The organism is Ruegeria arenilitoris (assembly GCF_013030985.1).
GTDB classification, from domain to species: Bacteria; Pseudomonadota; Alphaproteobacteria; order Rhodobacterales; family Rhodobacteraceae; genus Ruegeria; species Ruegeria arenilitoris_B.
The window spans coordinates 15,227-39,190 of sequence record NZ_WPYP01000017.1 but is presented as its reverse complement, the minus strand read 5'-3'; the positions used below and the strand labels follow the sequence as shown (position 1 = coordinate 39,190).

The window sequence follows — 23,964 nt, the reverse complement described above, 5'->3', positions numbered from 1 at the left end:
TGTGGTGTTGTTTGGCAAAACCTTTTGGGAGTGGTTCAAAACCAAACTCTAGAGGTGTAAAGGCAGAGGCGATGGCGCGGTTGGCGCCTTCGACCTCCTCAAGCTTGTTGGGCAAAGCAAATTTGCTCAGGCGTTGGCCGTTTCTTTTGAAGCTGATTTCGGCACCGGCCCGCGCAACTCTTCATAGTGATCGAAGCTCAGCTTGACCCAGCCGGTGCCGCGCGTGGCGCTGGCGAGGGTGCGGTGCAGCTCGTCCTCGGCCACGGCGGGAAGCTGGGCGTTGAAAATCTCCCAGCCCGAAGCGTTGGGATTGCCTTCAAATCCCAGCACCTGGCCCTGCAATGAACTGATGGTCGGAACCAGATCGCCCACGAAATCCGAGGGCAGGTGAATCTCAGCATTCAGGATCGGTTGCAAGACCACGGGTTTGGCCTGCGGCAGAGCCTCGCGCACGGCGTTCTTGCCGGCGGTGCGGAAGGCATAGTCGGAGCTGTCCACATTGTGGTGTTTGCCATCGCTGAGCGTGACTTTCACATCGACCACCGGAAAGCCCTCGGGGCCTTGCGCCAGCGCGTCCTTGGCCCCGTGTTCGACCGAGGGGATATAGTTCTTGGGAACTGCACCGCCCTTGACGATTTCCTCGAACTGAAAGCCCGCCCCGCGCGGCATCGGCGCGACCGAAATCACCACATCGGCAAACTGCCCCGCGCCACCGGATTGCTTGCGGTGACGGTGGCGATGTTCGACGGGCGCGCGGATGGTTTCGCGATAAGCGGTTTCCACCTGCTCGGTCGCGATCTCAATGCCGAAATCCTCGGCCAGCTTGGCGGTGACGCGCCGCATATGCTGCGGCCCTTGCGAGCCCAAGACTGCGTGACCGCTCAGTTCATCCTGTTCCAGATGCAGGCCGGGGTCGATCTCGACCAGACGGGTCAGGGCGTTTGACAGGCGCACGTCGTCGCGCTCATGGGCCGGGGACACGATTTGGCGGAAAGCGATGGGATGGGATGAGGCCCATTCCGGCAGCGGTGTCGCCTCGGTACTGTCATACAGGTTGCCGGGGTTCAGGTGGTCAGACTTGACCGCCAGCCCGATCTGTCCAGCAGGCAGATCCGCGATCTGCGTCTTGGCGTCCAGCGTGGTCAGGTTGCCGACGGTTTCACCGCCCAGATTCTCATGCGCTTTCACGCCATCGCCCAAACCACGCAGAACGACGATCTTGCCGATATGCTTTTTCACATCGGCGAATCCGGCGATGGCGCGGGCATTTTCGGCGGCTTCGTCGCGGTTGGCCGCGATGTTGAACTCGGGTGCCTCATGCCGCAGCGCCTTCATCAGCCGGGTCAGGCCGTTGCCGTGGCTGGCCACGCCCAGACAGGCCGGGATCAGCTGGTGGTTCTGCAGCACTTGCGCGGCCAGATCATAGACCTCGGCACTGGGGGGCTGCTTGTCCTCGATCAGTTGTTCCAGCAGATGGTCATCGAAATCCGACAGGGTTTCCAACAACTCGGTGCGGGCCTCCTGTTCGCGGTCCTCGACCGATTGCGGCAGCTCAATCAGGGCTGAAGGCTGCCCCTCCTGATACTTCCAAGCCCGTTCCGAGATCAGGTCGACCGCGCCGATGATTGTGTCGCCCTCGCGGATCGGCACCTGACGCAGAGCGATGTGATGGGTGCAATAGGTCTGCAACGTCGCGATGATGTCGCGGATGCGGCCATTGGGGTGATCCATACGGTTGATGAACAGGAAACAGGGAATGCCCGCCTCTTCGACCAGCCGCAGGTAGGGGGCGCACAGGACGGCCGCGTTCGGGTCGGGCGGGACGACCACCACGGCAGCGTCCGAGATCGCCATGGCGGGGCCGACATAAGCCAGATTGTCGCCGCCGCCATCGACGTCAATCGCGCACCAGGGTTCGTCCAAGTAAGAAAAACCGTGCAAATGCACGGTTCCGGATACATCGAATGTGGTGGGCCGGTCATCGAGGCGGCTGATGGCCTCGACCAGGGTGGTTTTGCCCGATTGGCTGGGGCCGAGGACGGTGAAAACGCGCATAGGTGCTGTCCCTCTTTCAAATTGCAGATCGACTGCACGAAAAGGGTAGCCTTACGCGAATGCGTCGGCGCAATTGTCTGTTACTCGGCCTGCCTCAGGTGCGGGCGAGGTGTCGCCCGCCCTGCAAGTGTGTGAAAAACCGACCCGTCGCGTCAAGTCCTGACCTCTTGGCGGGTCAGATTGCTGAGCTGTGGCCGGCTTTACTTAGATCATAGGCGTCAAAGCTGCGTGCGATCATGCGGGTCAGCGGGCGCGCCTCGGGCGGGATGAACAACCCGTCCTCGCTGATGCTTAGCAACCCGTCAAAGGCGCTGTTGGCGTCGTCATACATGCCCTGCAGCTCGGCGGCTGTGATATCGTGGTCGCGCAGAATCTCGGCGCTGTCGATCTGGAAATCGCACATCAGCGCCTCGATCAGCCGCGAACGCAAGATGTCCTGTCCTTTGAACAAGTGCCCGCGCGAGGTCGAGAATCGCCCTTCGCGGATCGCTTTGGTATGGGCGGACGTCGCGGGCGCGTTCTGGGCATAGCCCTGCGGGAAGCGCGAGATCGAGCTGGCGCCGACACCGATCAGAACCTCGGCCTGATCGTCGGTATAGCCCTGGAAGTTCCGCTTGAGCCGCCCGGCTTTCAGCGCGTGGGTCAGGCCATCATCCTGCGTTGCAAAATGGTCGATGCCGATTTCCGCGTAGTTGTCCCACATGAACAGACGGCGGGCGGTGTCGAACAGGTCCAGCCGCTCTTCGGGGGTGGGCAGGGCGTCCGAGGGAATCAGCTGTTGCCGCTTGGCCATCCACGGTACGTGCGCATAGCCATAGAGCGCCACCCGATCCGGGCTGAGTGACAGCAGTTTTTGCACGCTTTCCGTCATCCGGGTTTTGGTCTGATGTGGCAGGCCATACAGGATGTCGGCGTTCAGACTGTTGATCCCCCGCGCGCGGATCATGTCCACGGCTGCGCGGGTGGTGTCATAGCTTTGGATACGCCCGATGGTCTTTTGAATCTCGTCGTCGAAATCCTGCACCCCGATCGAGGCACGGTTCATACCGGCCTCGGCCAGCGCATCCAGACGGCCTTCGTCGATCTCATTCGGGTCGATTTCAACCGAAAACTCGGCGTCAGGTCCCAGCGGCACCACGTCCAGAATCCGTGCCGCCAGATCGCGCATCAGATCCGGGTTCAGCAGGGTCGGCGTGCCGCCACCCCAATGCAGGCGCGACAGGGTGATCCCCTCGGGCAGACGCTCGGCCAGCAGGTCCAGCTCAGCCTTCAGCACGTCGACATAGGCGATGACCGGGTTGTCCGTCTGCGTGCCCTGCGTCCGGCAGGCACAGAACCAGCACAGCCTGCGGCAGAAGGGGACATGAATGTACAGCGATACGGAACTTCCGGGCTTGAGGCCGGAAATCCAGTCGCTATAAAGACTTGACCCCACATCATTGCTGAAGTGGGGAGCGGTGGGGTAGCTTGTGTAACGCGGTACTTTCGCGTCAAAAAGTCCAAGCTTTGCCAATTGTGGTTTCACTATCATGGCGATACGTTTAAGGGACGGACCGGCCAGTTGCATTGACCGAGATCAAGTGGAAACGCGCATGACACCGATATTCAAGATCGACCATACGAACTGTGGAGACTGCCCCATCCGGCATCGCGCAGTGTGCGCGCATTGCGATGCGAACGAGCTGGAAGAGCTTGAAGGCATTAAATATTACCGCAGTTTCGAAGCAGGCCAGACGATCATCTGGTCCGGGGACCAGATGAATTTTGTCGGCTCTGTCGTGTCAGGTATCGCATCGTTGACACAGACGATGGAGGACGGGCGCACGCAAATGGTTGGCCTTTTGCTGCCCAGCGACTTTGTCGGCCGGCCGGGGCGTGATTCTGCGCCCTATGACGTGCAGGCGACAACTGATCTGGTCATGTGCTGCTTTCGCAAGAAGCCATTCGAAGACCTGATGAACAAAACGCCGCATATCGCGCATCGTTTGCTGCAGATGACACTGGACGAGCTGGACGCAGCGCGCGAATGGATGCTGGTGCTGGGGCGCAAGACCGCACGTGAGAAAATTGCCAGTCTGCTGTCGATCATCGCCCGCCGCGATGCCTCGGTCCACAAGAAGGGCAATTCCGGCCCGATCGTATTCGACCTGCCCCTGACCCGCGAGGCGATGGCGGACTACCTTGGCCTGACGCTGGAAACGGTCAGCCGTCAGATATCGGCCCTGAAAAAGGAACAGGTCATTCTGCTGGAAGGTAAGCGCCACGTCACGATCCCGGATATGGGGCGCCTGATGGAAGAGGCCGGCGACGACTCGGATGGCGGGTTTCTGGTCTGACACGCGTACGGCGTGACTGAGGCTGCGCGCCGTGTTTAACTTGGCCCGAAGGAAGCAATCCTCGGGAGAAAATCATGGAATTCAGTAGTATTCTGGCGATGCTGGTCATCGGCGCTGTCGCCGGATGGCTGGCGGGCAAAATCATGGAAGGCCGCGGCTTTGGCCTGATCGGCAATGTCATTGTCGGCGTCGTGGGTGCGTTTCTGGCGGGTACGATCTTTCCCGCGCTGGGTTTCGCTGTCGGAGGCGGTATCTTCTCCTCCATCTTCTTTGCCACGATCGGCGCAGTGATTCTGCTGTTCCTGATCGGATTGGTGAAAAGATAGAAAAGCCGCCCTGGGGGCGGCTTTTGCGATCATTGTTGCCTTAGTGGGCCAAAAACACCGGTACTGAGGCTTGTTCCAGCATGTTCCGGGTCGCACCGCCCAGTATGGCTTCGCGGAACCGTGAATGACCATAGGCCCCCATCACGATCATGTCCGCTTCGGTGTCTGCGGCGTGCCGGTTCAGGATGTCCGACACGCGGGACATGGTCTTGCTCAGCACGTCAATCTCGCATTTCACCCCATGGCGGGCCAGCATTTGTGACAGCAGTCCGCCGGGGTCCGACCGGTCAGGCCCGTGGCGCGGCGGGTCGATGACGACGATGCGTACCAGATCGGCCGCGATCAGGAAGGGCAGGGCGCAGCGAATGGCGCGCATGGCCTCGACGCTTTCGTTCCAGCCGATCAGGATCGTGCCGGGCCGTGCGAACGGTGCGGAGTTCTGCGGCGTGATCAGAACCGGCGCGTGACCCTCGAACATCGCGGCTTCGACTATGGGCTCGGCCTCGGCGCCGCGATCTTCGCCATAGGGTTGCGGTAGGATGACAAGGTCGGAAAACCGTGCGCGATGGGCAACATGGCGGCCGATGTCCGAAATCTGCGCCACCCCGCTTTCGGCAGACCAGCGGGTGTCGGTCTTGCCCAGATAGGTTTTGGCGTGGGTCAGGATTTCCTCGGCTTCGGCGTTGGCGCGGGTCAGTGTTTCCTGAAGAATCAGGGCGTTGGCACCCGCGTAATAATACCCGGTCTGGCTGCGGTCGACGCCAAGACAGAGCGCCTCGATATGTGCATCCTGCGCTGATGCCAGCGCAGCCATTTGGGCCAGAGCCGGATCGCTCTGGCCTGTATCCGTCATGACGGTGAGAAGTGATTTGTAAGCCATTTTGACCTCGTGCCTGCAGAGAGCCTTGCTGCGGCCTGATGACCCAGCTGCAAGATTACGATTGTCACAGAAAACAGGCTATTGTCTTGACACAGATCAAAGCAGTTCTGGCCACTGTCCGACAAAACAGCAGCCAGTCAAATAAGCCCTGTGACACATAAAGAATCGCGCGGGGCATGGCAAAGGGACGCAATATGTCAAATTACATCAAGCTGATCGTGCTTGGTCTGATCGCGATATTCGCGGCGATCGGAACCAATTATGCACGCGATTTGGCGTATCAGGTGCACGCAATTCTGGTGATGGTGATCGCCGTTGGTTTGTTCATCTGGACGCTTAGAAATACCGATGAGCCAGATATTCTCGTGGATCGTTCGGGCGAATACATGGACGGCGTTATTCGTTACGGCGTGATCGCAACCGCCCTCTGGGGCGTTGTCGGGTTTCTGGCGGGAACCTTTATTGCGTTCCAATTGGCCTTTCCGGCGCTGAACTTCGAATGGGCGCAAGGTTACATGAATTTTGGCCGCTTGCGCCCGCTGCACACCTCGGCGGTGATTTTTGCATTTGGCGGCAACGCGCTGATCGCGACCTCGTTCTATGTCGTGCAACGCACCAGTGCCGCACGCCTGTGGGGCGGCAACCTGGCGTGGTTCGTGTTCTGGGGCTACCAGCTTTTCATCGTGCTGGCCGCGACCGGCTACGTGCTGGGCGGGACCCAGTCGAAAGAATACGCCGAGCCCGAATGGTATGTTGACCTGTGGCTGACCATTGTCTGGGTCGCCTATCTGGCCGTTTACCTGGGCACTGTCGTCAAACGGAAAGAACCCCACATCTATGTGGCGAACTGGTTCTATCTGGCCTTCATCGTCACCGTTGCGATGCTGCACCTAGTCAACAACATGACCATCCCTGTCAGCATCTGGGGCTCGAAATCGGTCATCGTCTGGTCGGGCGTACAGGACGCCATGATCCAGTGGTGGTACGGCCACAACGCTGTGGGCTTCTTCCTGACCGCGGGCTTCCTGGGCATGATGTACTATTTCATCCCGAAACAGGCCGACCGTCCGGTGTTCTCGTACAAGCTGTCGATCATCCACTTCTGGGCACTGATCTTCCTGTACATCTGGGCCGGTCCGCACCACCTGCACTATACCGCGCTGCCAGACTGGGCCTCGACGCTGGGCATGGTATTCTCGATCATCCTGTGGATGCCGTCCTGGGGTGGAATGATCAACGGTCTGATGACCCTGTCGGGTGCTTGGGACAAGCTGCGTACCGACCCGGTGATCCGGATGATGGTGATCTCGGTCGGCTTCTACGGCATGTCCACCTTTGAAGGTCCGATGATGTCGATCCGTGCTGTGAACTCGCTCAGCCACTACACCGACTGGACCATTGGTCACGTGCATTCGGGTGCGCTGGGTTGGAACGGCATGATCACCTTTGGTGCGCTGTACTTCTTGGTGCCTGTCCTGTGGAAGCGTGAGCGTCTGTACTCGCTGCAGATGGTCAGCTGGCACTTCTGGCTCGCCACCATCGGCATCGTGCTATACGCCGCGTCGATGTGGGTGACCGGTATCATGGAAGGCCTGATGTGGCGTGAAGTGGATGCCAACGGCTTCCTGGTGAACTCGTTCGCTGACACCGTGGCGGCCAAGTTCCCGATGTATGTGGTGCGTGCTCTGGGTGGCGTCTTGTTCGTCGCTGGCGCTGTGATCATGTGCTACAACCTGTGGATGACTGTGCGGAAGGCACCGGCCAAAGAGGCCAGCCTGACCGTCGCGGTCCCGGCTGAATAAGGAGGGCCGGAGCAATGGCAATTCTCGACAAACACAAGATCCTCGAGACCAACGCGACCCTCCTGCTGATCTTCAGCTTTTTGGTCGTGACCATCGGTGGCCTGGTTCAGATCACCCCGCTGTTCTACCTTGAGAACACGATCGAGAAGGTGGAGGGCATGCGCCCTTACACCCCTCTTGAGCTGGCGGGACGTGACATCTACATCCGTGAAGGCTGCTATGTCTGCCATAGCCAGATGATCCGTCCGATGCGGGACGAGGTCGAGCGCTATGGCCACTATTCGCTGGCGGCCGAGTCGATGTATGACCACCCGTTCCAGTGGGGCTCCAAGCGCACCGGGCCTGACCTGGCCCGTGTCGGTGGCCGCTATTCGGACCAGTGGCAGGTGGACCACCTGCGCGATCCGCAGTCGGTGGTGCCGGAATCGGTGATGCCGAAATACGGCTACCTTGAGCATCGCAAGATCGACGGCAAGTATATCGGCGATGTGATGGCGGCGAATGCCATGGTTGGCACGCCCTATACCGACGAGATGGTCGATAACGCGCAGGCCGATTTCCGCGCGCAAGCCGATCCGGACAGCGACTATGACGGGCTGCTCGAACGCTATGGTGACAAGGTCAATGTGCGCAACTTCGACGGTCAGCCTGAACTGACCGAAGCGGACGCGCTGGTCGCTTATCTGCAGATGCTGGGTACGCTGGTCGACTTCTCGACCTTTACCCCGGACGCGAGCCGCTAAGGAGGGTGTGATGGAAGAATATACACTCCTGAGGCAATTCGCGGATAGCTGGATGCTGCTGCTGTTGTTTGCGTTCTTTGTCGGCATCGTGATCTGGGTTTTCCGCCCCGGTGCCAGCAAGGAATACAAAGACACCGCCAACATCCCGTTCCGGCATCAAGACAAACCCGCCACATCCGAGGAGGCGCGGCAATGAGCAAGACACCTGAAAAACTGCCGGGCGATCCTAAGACAACCGGACACAGCTGGGATGGCTTGGAAGAGTTCGACAACCCGATGCCCCGCTGGTGGCTGTGGACCTTCTACGTCACCATTATCTGGGGTGTGATCTACACGATCATGTATCCCGCATGGCCCCTGGTTCAGTCGGCAACGGCTGGTGTGACCGGCTGGTCCTCGCGCGCGGAAGTGCAGGAGGAGATGGTTTCCTTCGAAGAGGCCAACGCGCCGTGGAATGCCAAGCTGGTTGAAACTCCGCTGGAGCAAATCTCGGCCGATGCTGAGCTGCAGCAATATGCGGTGAACGCGGGCGGCGCTGTGTTCCGCACATGGTGTGCGCAGTGCCACGGCTCGGGCGCGCAGGGTGCCACCGGCTTCCCGAACCTGCTGGATGACGCCTGGCTGTGGGGCGGTACACTCGAAGACATCGAGTACACAATTGCCCACGGTATCCGGAACGAGGAAAGCGACGATGCGCGCTATTCCGAGATGCCGGCCTTTGGCGAGATTCTTGAAGGTGACGAGATCACCCAAGTGGTTCAGTACGTCATGTCGCTGACCAATGCGCAGACCGACGATGCGGCGGCGCAGGCGGGCAAGGTTGTCTTTGAAGACAACTGTGCGGCCTGTCACGGCGAAGACGGCAAAGGCGATGTCTTCCAGGGCGCGCCGAACCTGACCGACGCGATCTGGCTCTATGGCGGCAGCGAAGAGGCTCTGACCGAAACGGTCACTTACAGCCGCTTTGGTGTGATGCCTGCTTGGGAAAACCGTCTGACCGACGCGCAAATCCGCGCCGTCACTGCCTATGTCCACCAGCTTGGTGGTGGTCAGTAAGGTTTAAGGAATACCTTCGGACGGTTCGCCGCCCGAAGGTTGAGGCACCGGCTGTTCCATCTGTTCGCGCGTTTCCTGAACAGCCGGTGCTACATATCCAGACTAGTGATCCACAATGTACCGGTCCAGAGGACCTATTACTTGGAGCACGAACCTTTGGCGCGCAAGCTTTTCTTCCACCAGTGATCATCAGAAAGCCACTTTGGCTTTGGAGGTTCGTCGCGCGGCTCGGTTTGGGTGGCGACCATGAAAGTTCTGGCAAGAATAGACAGCATCTGATCTCTCCTGAATGTGGGTCCAACTGGATTCAGGATTGATCTGCGGGCGCGGAAATGCGACTCAATTGATATGTGAAAGTGTAAGGTAGACTTACATATGGATTGGTTGAAGATGCCGCCCCTTGCGTCGCTGAAGGCCTTCAATGCCTTTGCGGAAACCGGAAATGTAGTGCAGGCGGGTACAATGCTGAATGTCAGCCACGCTGCCATCAGCCAGCAATTGCGCGCGTTGGAGAAGTACCTGGGCGCCGCGTTACTGGACCGAAGCGGAAAGTCCATGACCCTGACCCCCGAAGGCGAGAAACTGGCCCGCGCCCTGCATCTGGGGTTTGGGGCCATCGGCGATGCGGTGGCCGACCTGATGCATCTGGCCGAGGATCGTCCGGTTCACATTACGCTGACCGCGTCTTTTGCGGCTTCGTGGCTGATGCCGCGCCTGCCTGCTTTTCAACTCGACCACCCCGATATCCCTCTGGTGCTGGACCCCTCGCCAGAATTGGTCAGCCTGCGCCCGGGCGGGGTGGACGTTGCGATCCGGTACGGGGATGGGAACTGGCCCGGTATGACATCGGAACTGTTACTGCAAAGCCCGATCGTGATCGTCGCTGCGCCCTCGCTGCTGCAGGGCAGGGCGTCGATGACCCCGGACGAGCTAAGCCAGCTGCCCTGGCTTGAAGAGCTTGGAACCACCGAGGCGACCTCGTGGCTCGCCCGACAAGGCGTTGATCACGGCCCTAGCGCCGGACGTATTGTGTTGCCGGGAAATCTTGTGCTTGAGGGGTTGCGCGCCGGGCAGGGTGTGACTGCCACGGCGCGGCATTTCGTTGAACACGACATAAAGGCAGGTCGCATTGTCGAACTATTTTGCGAACCCGGTGAACGGGGCTATCATATAGTTACCGCTGACGCCGCGCTGCGGCCGGCTGTCAAGGTTTTTGTGGCATGGCTCAGGCGGCAATCTGGTCGCATGTGACAAAAGGTGTCTGTGCGATGCGCTTTTGACCCATGTCAAAGTGGGACCCGTTGTGATTTGGGACAAGACGCCTAAAAAACAGCCACATCTGGAGCCAGCTCGTGAGCGATTCCGACCCCGCCCCCAGCCTTTACGCTGCTAGGGAGCCCATTTTTCCCCGACGCGTGTCCGGTCCTTTCCGAAACCTGAAATGGATCATCCTCGCGGTCACATTGGGGATTTATTATCTGACGCCCTGGATCAGGTGGGACCGCGGCCCCAGCCTGCCGGATCAGGCGGTACTGCTGGATCTGGCGAACCGGCGGTTCTATTTCTTCTGGATCGAAATCTGGCCGCATGAATTCTACTTCGTCGCGGGCCTGCTGATCATGGCGGGCCTCGGCCTGTTCCTGTTCACTTCGGCGCTGGGACGCGTGTGGTGCGGCTATGCCTGCCCGCAGACAGTGTGGACCGACCTTTACATTCTGGTCGAACGCTGGATCGAGGGGGACAGAAACGCCCGTCTGCGTTTGCACCGGCAGGAAAAACTGGACTTCCGCAAGGCGCGGCTGCGCCTGACAAAGTGGACCGTGTGGCTGTTGATCGGCGTGGCCACCGGCGGCGCCTGGGTTTTCTATTTTGCAGACGCGCCGACATTGTTGCGCGATCTGGTCACCGGCAATGCCCATCCGGTTGCCTATACAACCGTTCTGATTCTGACCGGCACGACCTTTCTGTTCGGTGGCTTCGCCCGCGAGCAGATTTGTATCTATGCCTGCCCGTGGCCGCGCATTCAGGCTGCGATGATGGATGAGGACACCCTGGTCGTCGGCTACCGCGAATGGCGGGGTGAGCCGCGCGGCAAGGGTAAGCGGACAGCGGATTCCGAGTTGGGCGATTGTATCGACTGCATGGCCTGCGTGAATGTCTGCCCCGTTGGGATCGACATCCGCGACGGTCAGCAACTGGAATGCATCACCTGCGCCCTGTGCATTGATGCCTGCGACGACATGATGGCAAAGATCGGCAAGCCGCGCGGCCTGATCGATTATATGGCGCTGAGCGATGAGACCCACGAACGCGCGGGCCAGCCGCCTAAGAATGTTTGGAAACACATCCTGCGGCCACGGACGATCATGTACACGTCCCTGTGGTCTCTGGTCGGTTTCGGCCTTCTGTTCGCGCTGTTCATCCGCTCGGATATCGATCTGACCGTGGCACCGGTGCGCAACCCGACCTTCGTGACCCTGTCCGACGGCACCATCCGCAACACCTATGACGTGCGCCTGCGCAACAAACATGGTGAGGACCGGCCGTTCGAGCTGACGCTGGCCGGTGATCCGGCGCTGCAGCTGCAAATCGAAGGGATCGAGGGCAGCACTGTTAATGTCACCGCAGATACGGCACAATTGACCCGCGTTTACATCGTTTCGGAGAAAGGCACCGGACCTGCGGCTGCGGCGTCCACTCCGGTACGTATCTGGGTCGAAGATGTGGAAAGTGGTGAACGGGCATACAAGGACACCACGTTCAACGGACGAGGAAACTAAGATGGCCGAGCGTCAGTTTACCGGAAAGCACGCCCTGGCGGTGTTCGTCGCCGCCTTTGGCGTGATCATCGCCGTCAACCTAGTGTTGGCCTATAGCGCGGTGAAAACCTTTCCGGGGCTCGAGGTCAAAAACTCGTATGTCGCCAGTCAGGAGTTCAATGAGCGTCTGCAGGAACAGCAAGCGCTGGGTTGGAACATCCGTGCCGAGGTGTCCGGCGGGTTGCTGATCCTGCACATCACCGACAAGACCGGTGCCCCGGTCGAAGTGACGGAATTGCAGGCTGTAGTTGGCCGAGCCACCCATGTGAAAGAGGACTTCTCGCCCGATTTCACCTTTGACGGTCAGACCTACGCAACCCCTGCGGCTTTGGGCAAGGGCAACTGGAACATCCGTCTGGTGGCCAAGGACAGCTCGGGCGCCGAGTTCGCGCAGCGTGTGCCGCTGTATGTGAAGGGGTGAACGGATGACGGCGCAGCTTACATCCGGCACGGCGGCCTGCCCGGGCTGCATCGCCAGCCCGGCGGAACCGGCGCGCCCGATTCCGCAGGATGTGCAGATCGCGCTGTCGCTACCGGGCATTCACTGCTCGGCGTGTATAGCCACGGTCGAGCGTGAACTGAACGCTCATCCCGGCGTGGAAGATGCGCGGGTGAACCTGACCCTGAAACGCGCGATGATCAAAGCCGCACCCGATCTGCGCGCCGCCGACCTGATCCCGGTTCTGGAGAATGCGGGCTTCGAGGCGCATGAGCTGGACCCCGGTGCCCTGTCGGCCACGCAGGCGGGCAAGGCGGGCCGTGACTTGTTGATGCGGCTGGCGGTGGCTGGCTTTGCCTCGATGAACGTGATGCTGTTGTCGGTGTCTGTCTGGTCGGGGGCATCGGACGCTACGCGCGACATGTTCCACTGGATATCGGCGGCGATTGCGCTGCCTGCGATTGCCTTTTCCGCGCAGCCCTTCTTTGCCAACGCCTGGAGCGCGCTGCGGGTCAAACGCCTGAACATGGACGTGCCGATTGTTCTGGCCATCGTGCTGGCGCTGGTGACGTCGCTGTGGGAAACCGCGCTCAGCGGTGAGCACGCCTATTTTGACGCCGCGTTGACGCTGACCTTCTTCCTGTTGGCAGGCCGGTATCTGGATTACCGCACCCGTGCCGCCGCCCGGTCTGCGGCCGAGGAACTGACGGCGCTCGAGGTGCCCCGTGCCATCAAGCTGGTCGATGGGGCCGAAGAAGAGGTTGCCGTGGCCACGCTGGCCGTCGGTGATCTGATCCTTGTCCGCCCCGGGGGCCGTATGCCGGTGGATGGTGAGATTGTCTCTGGTCAATCCGAACTGGATCGCTCTTTGCTGACCGGGGAAACCCTGCCTGTTTTTGCCGAGGCCGGCCTGACCATCAGTGCTGGTGAGGTCAACCTGACCGGCCCCCTGACCATCCGTGCGACGGCTGTGGGCGAGGATACTTCGCTGCATCGCATGGCCGATCTGGTTGCCATCGCTGAATCGGGCCGGTCGCGCTATACCTCGCTGGCGGACAAGGCGGCCAAGCTTTATGCGCCCGGTGTGCACATCCTGTCGGCGCTCAGCTTTCTGGGCTGGTACATCTATTCCGGCGACATCCGCACCGCACTGAACATTGCCGCAGCCGTTTTGATCATTACCTGCCCCTGTGCGCTGGGTCTGGCCGTGCCTGCGGTGACCACGGCGGCCTCGGGGCGGCTGTTCCGCAAGGGGATGCTGATCAAACACGCCACCGCGCTGGAGCGTCTGGCCGAAGTCGATACGGTTGTCTTCGACAAAACCGGCACGCTGACCTCGGGCACGCCTGAGCTGACCAATCTGGGCGATCATTCCCGCGCGGACCTTGAGATCGCGCTGGCATTGGCTGAGGCGTCTTCGCATCCGTTGTCGGTGGCCCTGACCAAAGCTGCACGGGAAGCCGGGATCAAACCGGCCAGCCTCAAGGGCATTACCGAAGCTCCGGGTTATGGCACTGAAGGCACCTGGCGCGGCCAGCAGGTTCGTCTGGGTCGCGCGGTATGGACCGGCGCGGAAGAGGGGAACCAGACAGCAGCCTGGCTGTCGGTTGGCGGGCAAGCCCCCGCAACCTTCCTGTTCACGGACAGCCTGCGCCCCGGCGCGGCCGAGGCGGTTCAGGCCCTTCGCGACGCAGGCAAGGACGTTGTCCTGATTTCCGGCGACACGCAGGGCGCGGTGCAGGCGCTGGCTGCAAAACTGGGGATTGATAACTGGGTTGCGCAGGCCCTGCCGCAGGAAAAGGCGGCCCGCGTGCAGGAGCTGAGCGAGCAGGACCGTCACGTTCTGATGGTCGGCGATGGTCTGAATGACACCGCCGCGCTGGCGGCAGCGCATGTGTCGATCTCTCCGGCCTCGGCGCTGGATGCGGCGCGTGTGGCGTCGGATATCGTGCTACTGGGCAATGATCTTGCCCCGATTGCGGATGCCTGCGATACGGCGGTGAAGGCGACCAAACGGATTCGTGAAAACTTCCGCATCGCCACCGTGTATAATATCATCGCGGTACCACTGGCTGTGGTTGGTCTGGCCACACCGCTGATCGCGGCGCTGGCGATGTCGACTTCGTCCATCACCGTGTCCCTGAACGCCCTGCGTCTGAGGTAGTTAATTTGGAAGTTCTGGCCTATCTGATACCGATTTCCCTGCTGCTGGGCGGGGTTGGCCTTGTGGCGTTCATCTATACGGTGCGGTCGAACCAGTATGATGACCCCGAAGGCGATGCGCGCCGTATCCTCAGTGATGAATGGGACGACAAGCCCAAGCCCTGACGGCCCTTGAAATTGCCGCAATGCCCGGTTATGTCCGGCCCATCCGCTAGCAGAGAGAACCAAGCCAAATGGCAACTATGAATCCGATCCAGTTCATTCAGCAAGTCCGCGCCGAAGTCTCAAAGGTCGTCTGGCCGACCCGGCGTGAAGTTCTGCTGACCACGGTCATGGTGTTCATCATGGCGGCGCTGACGGCTGTGTTCTTTGCGCTGGTCGATCTGGCCATTCGCGGCGGGCTTCAGGCGATCCTGGGCGCGTTCAGCTAAACGGCCCCGGGCAGGCGGAAACGCCACTGCCCCCTTGCACAGCGCGCGATGTCAGAGTAGGTGACGCGGTACTATTCGGAATGGGCGTGCGGCGATTCGGGCTGCGCGCCGCTTTTTGTTCCGGGTGATGCGATAGAATTTCAATGACGGTGCTTGCGGCCTTCCGAACGCACCGAAAGTAAACAAGGACGACAGGTTCATGGCGAAACGGTGGTACTCGGTCAGCGTTCTTTCGAATTTCGAAAAGAAGATCGCAGAGCAGATCCGCACGTCGGTGGCCGAGCAGGGCCTTGAGGACGATATTGACGAGGTTCTGGTGCCCACCGAAGAGGTGATCGAAGTGCGCCGGGGCAAGAAGGTCACAACCGAACGCCGTTTCATGCCCGGCTACGTGCTGGTGCACATGGAAATGTCGGATCAGGGCTATCACCTTGTGAACTCGATCAACCGCGTCACCGGCTTCCTGGGCCCGCAAGGCCGCCCGATGCCGATGCGCGACGCCGAGGTGAACCAGATCCTCAACCGCGTTCAGGAAGGTGAAGAAGCGCCCAAGCTGATGATCACCTTCGAAATCGGTGAGAAGGTCAAGGTCAACGACGGCCCGTTCGAGGATTTCGACGGCATGGTCGAAGGCGTGGACGACGAGAACCAGAAGCTGAAGGTTTCGGTCTCGATCTTTGGCCGCGAAACCCCGGTCGAGCTGGACTTTACACAGGTTACCAAGCAGAGCTAAACAGCTTCTCAACGTATTTTGCAGCGCCGCAATGCCATAAGCATCGCGGCGTTTTTGTTGTTGTAACGAGCCGGTTTCAAGGCCCGAAGACAAAGGGCTGGCTACTTCAGTGACACTGAAAGACCTTGGAAACTACGGCGGACCGGGGATCAGGTCTTTTTGTTGAAGGACTGTCAGAATGTCGAGGATTGTCGAAGGGCTGAAATCCACTGACCCCTCCAGGAAGACACCCAGCCCACCTTCTCCGATCTCTTTTGGACCGCCATTGTCATAAATCGGGTCAAGTGATGCCAGTTCTGCCGGCAGTTCCGGGCACAATGGCGTATCGTTCAATACAAGATCTACGGCGGCCAGCATAAGCTTTTTTACAGAGTCGAGGGTGTCGTCCTCCAGAAGTTGCTCTCGCTGTGCTTCAGGCGCAGTAAGCGTAAGATCAATGAGTTTGAAATAAGCGCAATTGTCACGCAGTTCGACCGTCGCTTCGGTGGACATGTTCGCCGAGATAACCTTTTTTTGGTCACCCCGCTGAAAGTCGCGTTCACTGGTTCGGCTGCATTCAAAGACCGTGATGGTTACATCCCCATCCAGATCTATCGCATCGCCCCGGGCATTAACGCTCAGTTCATCAAGTCTGACTTGCAGGCCGCAATTGTCGACCACCGCGTTGTCAGCCAACCGCTCTGGCACAGTTTTCTGTATTTCACGCAGGTCGAGAAGAGCCCCCACCCCGATCCGTGTGGGCGCCGCAGCGGTGAGGTTCAGATCAAGCGTATAGGGAAGTTCCGCATCACGTACCGGTAATGACGCGTCGATAACAAAATTCACTTGTTGCGCTTCTGGAACTCGGGCATCCAGAGCGGCGGCCACTAAGACCGGGAAAATCAACCAAAGTCTCATTCCGCAAACTCCAATACGCCAAGCTCTTTCAGCCCTCCAAGGACTTTGACTATTGTCTCGGCGCTGACATCAGCAGATCCGACAACAGCTGCTCCCATCCCGCCAGGAGCGATTTCGCGGGTGCCTCCGGATTCGTAGATCGGGTCGAGAACGGTGAATTCTTCGGGCAGCGGCGGGCAAACCGGGTTGGCGGCCAAAAACTCGCCACCCTTGTCCAGAACGGCATCGTTGATGCGATTGGTCAGACCGAAGAGGTTGGAGATGAAGCCGATGAACCCGCGCGGGTTCAGATCAACGTCTTCAATGCTGAATGTAAGGCATTGGCCCTTCACCTCTGCCTTGGCGACCGCAACAGCGTCTACCGTCGCCCCAAAGTAACGAAGACCCGGTTCTTCGCGCCTGTTACACCTTGTAAACTGCGCACGGGCTGAACCTTCGATCTTTACGGTGTCGCCTATGGCAGTGACGTTTCGAACCTCGACATAGATTTGGCGCTTGCAGCTCTCTTCCAAGGGGCCGGTCAGTATCTGAGGTGCCTTTTCCTGCAATCCGCGCAAGTCCATGAATGCCCTTATCCGCAAACGGGTGGGGCTGGCCTCTTCGAGGCCGCTGTAGACAGTGAAGGGAACGGGAATATCGCGCAGCGGGACTTCCTTGGTCAGTTTCATCTGAAACCGACCGGCATAGGTGGCAGGATCAATTCCTGTTGCCGCAAACGAAGCAGTGGTGTTGGTGCTGTCGGTTTGCGCGGCCATCTCGGACGCTGCGCCCCGATCCTGAGCCTTGCTGCCACAGCCAGGCAACATTGCGACAAGAACGCTAATCAGAAGCCCCCTGTTTAGTCGAGATGATGCCATCCCAGACTACCCCTTTTTTTCAACAAGCTGCACCAAGATACCTGCCTTCGTCTCGTAAGCAACTTATGTATTCAAAAAAGTTGTTGTGTTCTTTTGATCCCAGTCGGCGTTAAGGCTCGATTAGGGGGCAAGCAGGTCATCTGTGAACGTAGGCGCTATCGCGTCCCACACCTCCTTTCCCCTTTTAGTTTGGGCTTCGAGGATTTCGAAAGCATGGTCGAAAGCGTGGACGACGGGAACCAGAAGCTGAGGGTTTCGGTTTCGATCTTCGGTCGAGCTGGATTTTACTCAGGTTGCAAAGCAGAGTTGATCGGCGTTGCAGCAAGTTTCGAAACGCCGCGATGCATTAGGCAACGCGGCGTTTTTTTGTTTCGGTATTGCCGATTTAGTGCCTCGACTTATTGAGCCTGCACCATGGCCGCTCGCAAGAGTTGCGGACGGTCGGACTGAGACGGCAAGAAGACCGCTTCCGACCCTGCGTCCAGCGCGGAAAGGCTCGCATCATACCATTGCATTGCAAGATCGCGGCGTTGCTGCACTCCGAAACCTTCGCGCAGATGGTGCCCGATCAGCTCTCCGTAGGCAGGCTCACCCATTGCTACTAACATCAGGGCAGAGCCGATCGCAGTATCCATGTTGTCCTGGCGGTAGCCAATTGCCAAGCAAACCTTGCTTGTTGCTGCGAGGTCTTCGGGGCTGTGCCCGGAATCCAACGCAAGCTTACGCATCTGGGTTTCCGCGTCTACTTTTGAGCTTAGAGACAGCGCAACAACCTGCGGCGTCAGCATTTCACCATACGAGTCGCACTGAGCGGCCACCTGATCTGGTGTCAGCCCCTGAATGTCTTGCATCAAATCCTCACCGCGTCCCATTGCGTAGCTGCGGGCGAGGCAGAACTGTTCGCTAAGCGCAAAATCAGGGTCGGACATGTTTGTCAGAGTTGTGTAGCCGCCATTGGTTGACGTTTGGAGCATAACCGCGCTGCAGCGATTGGCGAGCGAAGGACCTCCGGTACCGCCGGAAAACAGGCTTGGCAGGCTGGCAGACGTGGTTTCGACCGCGTCTGGCTGAGGTTCGGTCACCTCAGGCGTAGCAACCGGCGTGGGCGCTACCTGGGCCTGAGGAGCAGCCGCCACCGGAGCCAGAGGTACTGGTGTCACCGGAGCCTGAGGCGCAGCCGCTAAAGCAGAACCGCCATGGACTTGTTGACGGTAGGCCATAAGCAGCGGCTGGCCCGAAAGCTGGGTTGTAGCCTGTCCGCCGCTGGTCGCCCAGTAGTAAGCCTGCATCAGGAAATCACGCTGATACGGTTGGAAGTCATAGCCGTTCACAGGGTAACCCATTGAGACTTGATAGCGTTCGATCGCTCCACGGGTGCCGCGGCCGACCTGTCCGTCAACCCTTCCGGCATTGTAGCCGAAATAGTTGAGCGCTGTCTGAGTCTGCGCACCTTGCGTGGTCGACGGTATGCCCGACCGATAGGTTCGCGTCGTTGTCGTCGTCCGAGCCTTTTTCTTCTGTTGGTCCTTGCCAATTGCGTAACCGACGACTCCACCGACGACAGCGCCGCCCAAGAAGTCGCCTGCATCGGCCCGTGCAATCTGAGGAGAGGTCGCAGCAAAGGAAACCGCGATACCAAGCGCTACTACAAAACGAATGATCATAATTAACCTCCACTGAAAAAACCAATTTTCAGGAGTATAGCACGGCAGATAGTATCAATGTGATATTGTGGCCAAATCTTGCCCGAAGAGTAGGCTAATGCAGTCTTTTTACTGTGCTATTAAGTTCTTAGCGGAGTGCGGTATCACATCTGTAGCGGTCCACCTTCATTGAGTAATTGAAAGCCTGCAGGGGTATCGATTCGATTGCTCCGAATGGAGTGGCCTCTGGGCTTGCCATCCCCAACATTCCCCTTTAAACGCCACCCCTATCGTCTTCGGGCGAGATTCTCTCGTGGGAGGTTGCTGGGATCGCGATCCCGGATCGGACCACGCAACATAATCTAGGTGGAACGCGTTTCACCTAAGTTGAAAGGAAAACCAAATGGCCAAGAAGCTTGCTGGTACAATGAAACTGCAGGTTCCTGCAGGTCAGGCGAACCCGTCGCCGCCAGTTGGTCCGGCGCTGGGTCAGCGCGGCATCAACATCATGGAATTCTGCAAGGCGTTCAACGCCAAGACCGCAGACATGGAGCCCGGCGCTCCGTGCCCGACCGTGATCACCTACTATCAGGACAAGTCCTTCACCATGGACATCAAGACGCCGCCCGCGTCTTACTACCTGAAAAAAGCAGCTGGTCTGAAGCCGGTTGGCAAGCGTAACCGCCCCCGTGGCGCGGAAAACCCCGGTCGTGAGACCGTGGCCACCGTGACCTCGAAGCAGGTTCGTGAAATCGCCGAAGCCAAAATGAAAGATCTGAACGCCAACGACGTCGAAGGCGCAATGCAGATCATCCTGGGCTCGGCCCGCTCCATGGGCATCGAGGTGAAGTAAGATGGCAAAACTTGGTAAACGCACCCGCGCTGCGCGCGAAGCTGTCGCCGGCAAGGAAAACCTGTCGGTCGAAGAAGCAGTTGCCCTGGTCAAAGCCAACGCAACCTCGAAATTCGACGAGACCATCGAAATCGCACTGAACCTGGGCGTTGACACCCGCCACGCAGACCAGATGGTTCGCGGCGTTGTCGGTCTGCCGAACGGCACCGGTAAAGCGATGCGCGTTGCTGTTTTCGCTCGCGGCCCCAAGGCCGACGAAGCGAAAGAAGCAGGTGCGGACATCGTTGGCGCAGAAGACCTGATGGAAACCATTCAGGGCGGCACCATCGAATTCGATCGCTGCATTGCCACCCCGGACATGATGCCGATCGTCGGTCGTCTGGGTAAAGTTCTGGGCCCCCGCAACCTGATGCCGAACCCCAAGGTCGGCACCGTGACCATGGACGTGAAAGCGGCCGTGGAAGCAGCCAAGGGCGGTGAAGTTCAGTTCAAGGCGGAAAAAGGCGGCGTTGTGCACGCTGGCGTTGGCAAAGCGTCCTTCGACGAAGCCAAGCTGGCCGAAAACGTCCGTGCTTTCGTCTCGGCTGTTGCCAAGGCCAAGCCGTCGGGCGCCAAGGGCACCTACATGAAGAAAATCGCACTGAGCTCGACCATGGGCCCGGGCGTGACTCTGGACGTGGCGGCTGCGGCGGGCGAATAAGCCTTAACGCAAAGTTGCAAAGATTTGGTCCCGGGTGGTGTGAACTGCCCGGGAATTTCTTTTGGCCTTGCAGGTGAATTACGCGTTTTCAGCGATGTTGAAACGCGATCTGCAGCCGATCGCCCAAACGCCGACGTCTGTCTTCCTCGTAGGGGCTGCAACTGTGATCGACGTGCCAAGACGCAAGCCAGTCTTTCAGCAGGCGCCCGCGGATGCAGAAATCCAGTATCCCCATATGGACCGGATGCCGATAGCGGCGAAAGAACATGTCCTTGTTCAGTTTCAGGATGCCGCTGCAGTCCACATTGGATGGGTCCGCGTCGCGGAAAATATCCGACTTGAGGAAGTCGACGATGTCGTAGACGGCGAGCTTCTCGCGCATTTCGGTGAAGTCCAGCCCGATCATCTCGCCCTTTCCGACTATCAGGTTCTGGCCGTGAAAGTCGCCATGCGACAACACCCGCGTATCGGGGATGCCCTTCAGGTGTAATGCGGAATTTTCCAGGCTTTCTGCCATCTGGCCGCCTGCTGCCTGGACGTGCGGCGGCACGAATGGCAGCAGCGCGTTGATGGCATCGGTCATCCAGCGCGGCCGAAATTCATACTCGGTGGCTGGCTGGCAGCCATGCAGGTCGTGCAACCACGCCCCTGCGCGGCGGTAGATCCGGGCGACCTGATCGTCCTCGCTGTTGTGGATCACGTCCACGGCGGTGGGCCGGTCGATGAATTCTGTTACGAAGAACATGTGGCCCGGCGACAGGTAATAGGGGTGCACCACGCGCGATGTCTCGAATTGCAAAAACTGCTGCGACAAATCGGTCAGCAACTCAAATTCTCTCTGTAACCTGCCAGAGGTAGGAGACAGCGTGTCAATCTTCAGGGCATAATCCTGTTGTTTTCCCTTGACCCTGAGAACCATTCGCGTGTCGGAAAAATCATGTGACCGGTATACGCAGTCGAAGTGCAGCACTTCGTCAGTGGCATGTTGTCTGGAAAACTCATCCACGCAAGAGGCCGCGCGTGCCCTTTCTTCATCGGTAATCGGCAACATTGAAGCGAACGCACCATGCCTCGAATAACTTTTTGCTGCGATTACAGGATCGGAGTTCAGGCGCACTGTCAACGAGAAGAGCGGCGTTAGCTGTTTGTTGCGGCGGAGCCTCGCAGTGCAGTTATCTGAAAGTCGCAGGCTCGGAATTCTACGTGCGCAGCCAGATGTGTGACTTTCGCCACGGGAGAGACAAAAGCGGAAAAACAACCCTCGGCTGTCTCCCCTTTCCATGTGCCGGTCTCTATAGGCTCCCGAAAAGAGTTATGAGAAATCAAAATGACAATAAAGACAGTGATGGCCGCAGTGATTGGCGGGGCGTTTCTTTTTTCAGGCTGCGCATATGACACCCCGGAATACCGGGCGGAACAGGCAGAACAGAACAAGCGTGCATCTGCTGCCGATACAAAACTGGTGACCGCTGAGCTTGCTCCGTTGATCGATGTCTGTCTGGATGTTCTTGAAACGGGTCAGCCGGCCTCCAGCGACAAGATGGCGGCCCTGGGCTTTTCGAAGATGAACACATTAAGGGGAGAAGGGTACAAGAAAAAACGCGGCGATTCAGGGTGGGACCGGGTGAACGGCTCCAACACGATCTTAAACTACCCGCCCAAAAAGAACTGGTGCCAGTTCTTAATCGGGAATTTTTCCGGCTATCGCGAAGCCTTTGTCTTTGTTGCCAATTCGCTCAATTCCAGGGGATACAAGCCAGTGGACAATCCCAAAAATGGCTTAAAATACCAAAAAGGTGATCAGGTGTATGTTGTGAGAGGAGCTTACATAAGGCAAGCCTACCAAACTGCGGTGTCTATCTCCCGAGAGAACTGAGCGACTTGACACACTTCAGAAATGGCAAGCTTGTGTAATTTACCCCTTGGAAACCCCGCGTGTCTGGCCTAAATAGAGCTGCGGAATAAAGCGTGCGATTCGTCGTGCGCTTTATTTTGTTTCGTCCAAGACGGTGGGTGGGTCCATTCGGTCCCTTAATTCCCTGCCTGAGACGGGTAAGACCAAAGAATTCTGAGGGTCACGATCCTCGGGCGAGTTTTGGCCAATCCCGTAACAACGGACCTGAACGCCGGGGTTAACCCTTCGGCAAATATGAGCCGGGGTGAGATATCACCCCTAACTTGGAGAGAACTGTGGATAGAGCCCAGAAAGAGAAAGTGGTCGAGGAACTCGGCCAAATCTTCGAAAGCTCTGGCGTCGTAGTGGTTTCGCACTACGCCGGTCTGACAGTTGCCGAGATGCAGGACCTTCGCGCACGTGCTCGTGACGCGGGTGGTGCCGTGCGTGTTGCCAAGAACAGGCTCGCCAAAATCGCCCTTGAGGGTAAGCCGTGTGAAAGCATGGCCGACCTGCTGACAGGGATGACCGTTCTGACCTATTCCGAGGACCCCGTGGCAGCTGCCAAGGTGGCCGAGGACTTCGCCAAGGAGAACCAAAAGTTCGAAATCCTTGGCGGTGCAATGGGCGAGAACGCTCTGGACCGCAAAGGCGTCGAAACAGTTTCGAAAATGCCGTCTCGCGAGGAGCTCATTGCTTCGATCGCGGGCTGCATTGGCGCACCTGCTTCGAACATCGCTGGCGCGATTGGCGCACCTGCAAGCAACATCGCAAGCATCCTTTCCACCATCGAAGAGAAGGCGGAAGCTGCGTAAGCGGTTGGCACTGAATGATCTGCGTGGGGCATTTGCCCTGACGTTGGAACACACACTGTAAACGGAAAGAGCTGATAAAATGGCTGATCTGAAAGCACTCGCAGAAAGCATCGTGGGTCTGACCCTGCTGGAAGCACAAGAACTGAAAACCATCCTCAAAGACGAATACGGCATCGAGCCCGCAGCAGGCGGCGCAGTTGTCATGGCTGCTGGTGGCGACGCCGGCGGTGCAGCTGAGGAAGAAAAAACCGAATTCGACGTCGTTCTGAAGAACGCCGGCGCATCGAAAATCAACGTCATCAAAGAAGTTCGCGGCATCACCGGCCTGGGCCTGAAAGAAGCCAAGGAACTGGTCGAAGCCGGCGGCAAGATCAAAGAAGGCGTGGACAAAGCAGAAGCAGAAGACATCAAAGGCAAGCTGGAAGCAGCTGGCGCCGAAGTCGAGCTGGCCTAAGCTTGGTCTCTGGTGCATCGCTGATGCGCCAAAAAATTTGGCTGGGTCCGGAGAAATCCGGGTCCAGC

General features: G+C 58.9%; 26 protein-coding genes and 1 pseudogene. 19 read left to right on the top strand and 8 right to left on the bottom strand.

The features are described from left to right. Positions 1-126: 126 nt before the first annotated feature. Both GOX88_RS22680 and hemN read right to left on the bottom strand, forming a co-directional pair. Entirely contained in the window at positions 127-2,055 is a 1,929-nt protein-coding gene (locus GOX88_RS22680; RefSeq protein ID WP_170407537.1) for an elongation factor G, read from the bottom strand. 175 nt (positions 2,056-2,230) lie between these two features. Next, complete coding sequence (gene hemN, locus GOX88_RS22675) at positions 2,231-3,586, bottom strand: oxygen-independent coproporphyrinogen III oxidase (RefSeq protein WP_170407534.1); 1,356 nt, start codon at positions 3,584-3,586, stop codon at positions 2,231-2,233. A 61-nt stretch (positions 3,587-3,647) separates the two neighbouring features. On the opposite strand from hemN, the gene fnrL reads away from it, so the two are divergent. After that, positions 3,648-4,391 (top strand): transcriptional regulator FnrL, encoded by a 744-nt coding sequence (fnrL, locus tag GOX88_RS22670; RefSeq protein WP_170407531.1) that lies wholly within the window; start codon positions 3,648-3,650, stop codon positions 4,389-4,391. Between the two features lie 74 nt (positions 4,392-4,465). Then, positions 4,466-4,717 carry a GlsB/YeaQ/YmgE family stress response membrane protein gene (locus GOX88_RS22665; protein WP_170407526.1) on the top strand — a complete coding sequence of 84 codons (252 nt, stop codon included), beginning with the start codon at positions 4,466-4,468 and terminating at the stop codon, positions 4,715-4,717. 40 nt (positions 4,718-4,757) lie between these two features. Here the strand turns inward: GOX88_RS22665 and GOX88_RS22660 are convergent, their stop codons facing one another. Beyond that, on the bottom strand, positions 4,758-5,597 hold the full coding sequence (locus GOX88_RS22660; RefSeq protein ID WP_170407523.1) for a universal stress protein: 840 nt from the start codon (positions 5,595-5,597) through the stop codon (positions 4,758-4,760). A 194-nt stretch (positions 5,598-5,791) separates the two neighbouring features. On the opposite strand from GOX88_RS22660, the gene ccoN reads away from it, so the two are divergent. From ccoN to ccoP, 4 genes are read left to right on the top strand one after another with little or no spacing between them, the layout of a single operon-like run. Continuing rightward, positions 5,792-7,399, top strand: a complete 1,608-nt coding sequence (gene ccoN / locus GOX88_RS22655) for a cytochrome-c oxidase, cbb3-type subunit I (RefSeq protein ID WP_170407520.1) — start codon at positions 5,792-5,794, stop codon at positions 7,397-7,399. 14 nt (positions 7,400-7,413) lie between these two features. Further along, entirely contained in the window at positions 7,414-8,142 is a 729-nt protein-coding gene (gene ccoO / locus GOX88_RS22650) for a cytochrome-c oxidase, cbb3-type subunit II (RefSeq protein ID WP_170407518.1), read from the top strand. 10 nt (positions 8,143-8,152) lie between these two features. Further along, the gene (locus GOX88_RS22645; RefSeq protein ID WP_170328812.1) at positions 8,153-8,338 is read left to right on the top strand and encodes a cbb3-type cytochrome c oxidase subunit 3; all 186 of its coding nucleotides are present in this window, start codon (positions 8,153-8,155) and stop codon (positions 8,336-8,338) included. Next, positions 8,335-9,198 (top strand): cytochrome-c oxidase, cbb3-type subunit III, encoded by an 864-nt coding sequence (ccoP, locus tag GOX88_RS22640; RefSeq protein ID WP_170407514.1) that lies wholly within the window; start codon positions 8,335-8,337, stop codon positions 9,196-9,198. Before GOX88_RS22645 ends, ccoP begins: the two co-directional genes overlap by 4 nt. 137 nt (positions 9,199-9,335) lie before the next feature. On the opposite strand, the gene GOX88_RS22635 is transcribed toward ccoP, so the two are convergent. Then, positions 9,336-9,473: a hypothetical protein gene (locus GOX88_RS22635; RefSeq protein ID WP_170407511.1), complete on the bottom strand. Its 138-nt coding sequence runs from the start codon at positions 9,471-9,473 to the stop codon at positions 9,336-9,338. A 100-nt stretch (positions 9,474-9,573) separates the two neighbouring features. Between GOX88_RS22635 and GOX88_RS22630 the strand changes: the two genes are divergently transcribed. The 7 genes from GOX88_RS22630 (at position 9,574) to nusG (ending at position 15,783) form a co-directional block, all read left to right on the top strand. Continuing rightward, positions 9,574-10,449, top strand: coding sequence for a LysR family transcriptional regulator (locus tag GOX88_RS22630; RefSeq protein ID WP_170407508.1), 876 nt, complete (start codon positions 9,574-9,576; stop codon positions 10,447-10,449). A 101-nt stretch (positions 10,450-10,550) separates the two neighbouring features. Continuing rightward, positions 10,551-11,978 carry a cytochrome c oxidase accessory protein CcoG gene (gene ccoG / locus GOX88_RS22625; protein ID WP_170407506.1) on the top strand — a complete coding sequence of 476 codons (1,428 nt, stop codon included), beginning with the start codon at positions 10,551-10,553 and terminating at the stop codon, positions 11,976-11,978. A gap of 1 nt (position 11,979) precedes the next feature. Beyond that, positions 11,980-12,438 carry a FixH family protein gene (locus tag GOX88_RS22620; RefSeq protein WP_170407503.1) on the top strand — a complete coding sequence of 153 codons (459 nt, stop codon included), beginning with the start codon at positions 11,980-11,982 and terminating at the stop codon, positions 12,436-12,438. Positions 12,439-12,442: 4 nt separating this feature from the next. After that, on the top strand, positions 12,443-14,620 hold the full coding sequence (locus GOX88_RS22615; protein ID WP_170407500.1) for a heavy metal translocating P-type ATPase: 2,178 nt from the start codon (positions 12,443-12,445) through the stop codon (positions 14,618-14,620). Between the two features lie 5 nt (positions 14,621-14,625). Further along, on the top strand, positions 14,626-14,784 hold the full coding sequence (gene ccoS / locus GOX88_RS22610) for a cbb3-type cytochrome oxidase assembly protein CcoS (RefSeq protein ID WP_170335604.1): 159 nt from the start codon (positions 14,626-14,628) through the stop codon (positions 14,782-14,784). Positions 14,785-14,852: 68 nt separating this feature from the next. Beyond that, positions 14,853-15,050, top strand: a complete 198-nt coding sequence (gene secE, locus GOX88_RS22605; RefSeq protein WP_170328797.1) for a preprotein translocase subunit SecE — start codon at positions 14,853-14,855, stop codon at positions 15,048-15,050. 199 nt (positions 15,051-15,249) lie between these two features. Further along, positions 15,250-15,783, top strand: coding sequence for a transcription termination/antitermination protein NusG (nusG, locus tag GOX88_RS22600; protein ID WP_170407498.1), 534 nt, complete (start codon positions 15,250-15,252; stop codon positions 15,781-15,783). Positions 15,784-15,915: 132 nt separating this feature from the next. On the opposite strand, the gene GOX88_RS22595 is transcribed toward nusG, so the two are convergent. Together GOX88_RS22595 and GOX88_RS22590 are read right to left on the bottom strand one after the other, a co-directional pair. Continuing rightward, positions 15,916-16,680, bottom strand: coding sequence for a hypothetical protein (locus GOX88_RS22595; protein WP_170407495.1), 765 nt, complete (start codon positions 16,678-16,680; stop codon positions 15,916-15,918). Next, complete coding sequence (locus GOX88_RS22590; RefSeq protein WP_217354292.1) at positions 16,677-17,435, bottom strand: hypothetical protein; 759 nt, start codon at positions 17,433-17,435, stop codon at positions 16,677-16,679. Before GOX88_RS22590 ends, GOX88_RS22595 begins: the two co-directional genes overlap by 4 nt. Positions 17,436-17,732: 297 nt before the next feature. On the opposite strand from GOX88_RS22590, the pseudogene GOX88_RS22585 reads away from it, so the two are divergent. After that, positions 17,733-17,847 (top strand): annotated as a pseudogene (locus tag GOX88_RS22585) (transcription termination/antitermination protein NusG); the annotation flags it as partial. An 88-nt stretch (positions 17,848-17,935) separates the two neighbouring features. Here GOX88_RS22585 and GOX88_RS22580 read toward each other — a convergent pair. Beyond that, positions 17,936-19,201: a peptidoglycan-binding domain-containing protein gene (locus GOX88_RS22580; RefSeq protein ID WP_170407489.1), complete on the bottom strand. Its 1,266-nt coding sequence runs from the start codon at positions 19,199-19,201 to the stop codon at positions 17,936-17,938. Between the two features lie 382 nt (positions 19,202-19,583). On the opposite strand from GOX88_RS22580, the gene rplK reads away from it, so the two are divergent. Then, the gene (gene rplK, locus GOX88_RS22575; protein WP_010440985.1) at positions 19,584-20,033 is read left to right on the top strand and encodes a 50S ribosomal protein L11; all 450 of its coding nucleotides are present in this window, start codon (positions 19,584-19,586) and stop codon (positions 20,031-20,033) included. Between the two features lies 1 nt (position 20,034). Further along, positions 20,035-20,733, top strand: a complete 699-nt coding sequence (rplA, locus tag GOX88_RS22570) for a 50S ribosomal protein L1 (RefSeq protein ID WP_170407486.1) — start codon at positions 20,035-20,037, stop codon at positions 20,731-20,733. A gap of 88 nt (positions 20,734-20,821) precedes the next feature. Here the strand turns inward: rplA and GOX88_RS22565 are convergent, their stop codons facing one another. Further along, a complete protein-coding gene (locus GOX88_RS22565; RefSeq protein ID WP_170432667.1) occupies positions 20,822-21,784 on the bottom strand; it encodes an aminoglycoside phosphotransferase family protein in 963 nt (320 codons plus the stop codon). A gap of 276 nt (positions 21,785-22,060) precedes the next feature. Between GOX88_RS22565 and GOX88_RS22560 the strand changes: the two genes are divergently transcribed. From GOX88_RS22560 to rplL, 3 genes are all read left to right on the top strand, one after another. Further along, the gene (locus GOX88_RS22560; RefSeq protein WP_170432664.1) at positions 22,061-22,609 is read left to right on the top strand and encodes a hypothetical protein; all 549 of its coding nucleotides are present in this window, start codon (positions 22,061-22,063) and stop codon (positions 22,607-22,609) included. A 314-nt stretch (positions 22,610-22,923) separates the two neighbouring features. Continuing rightward, positions 22,924-23,442 carry a 50S ribosomal protein L10 gene (rplJ, locus tag GOX88_RS22555; RefSeq protein ID WP_170407476.1) on the top strand — a complete coding sequence of 173 codons (519 nt, stop codon included), beginning with the start codon at positions 22,924-22,926 and terminating at the stop codon, positions 23,440-23,442. Positions 23,443-23,521: 79 nt separating this feature from the next. After that, positions 23,522-23,896: a 50S ribosomal protein L7/L12 gene (rplL, locus tag GOX88_RS22550; RefSeq protein WP_008559766.1), complete on the top strand. Its 375-nt coding sequence runs from the start codon at positions 23,522-23,524 to the stop codon at positions 23,894-23,896. Positions 23,897-23,964 lie beyond the last annotated feature (68 nt).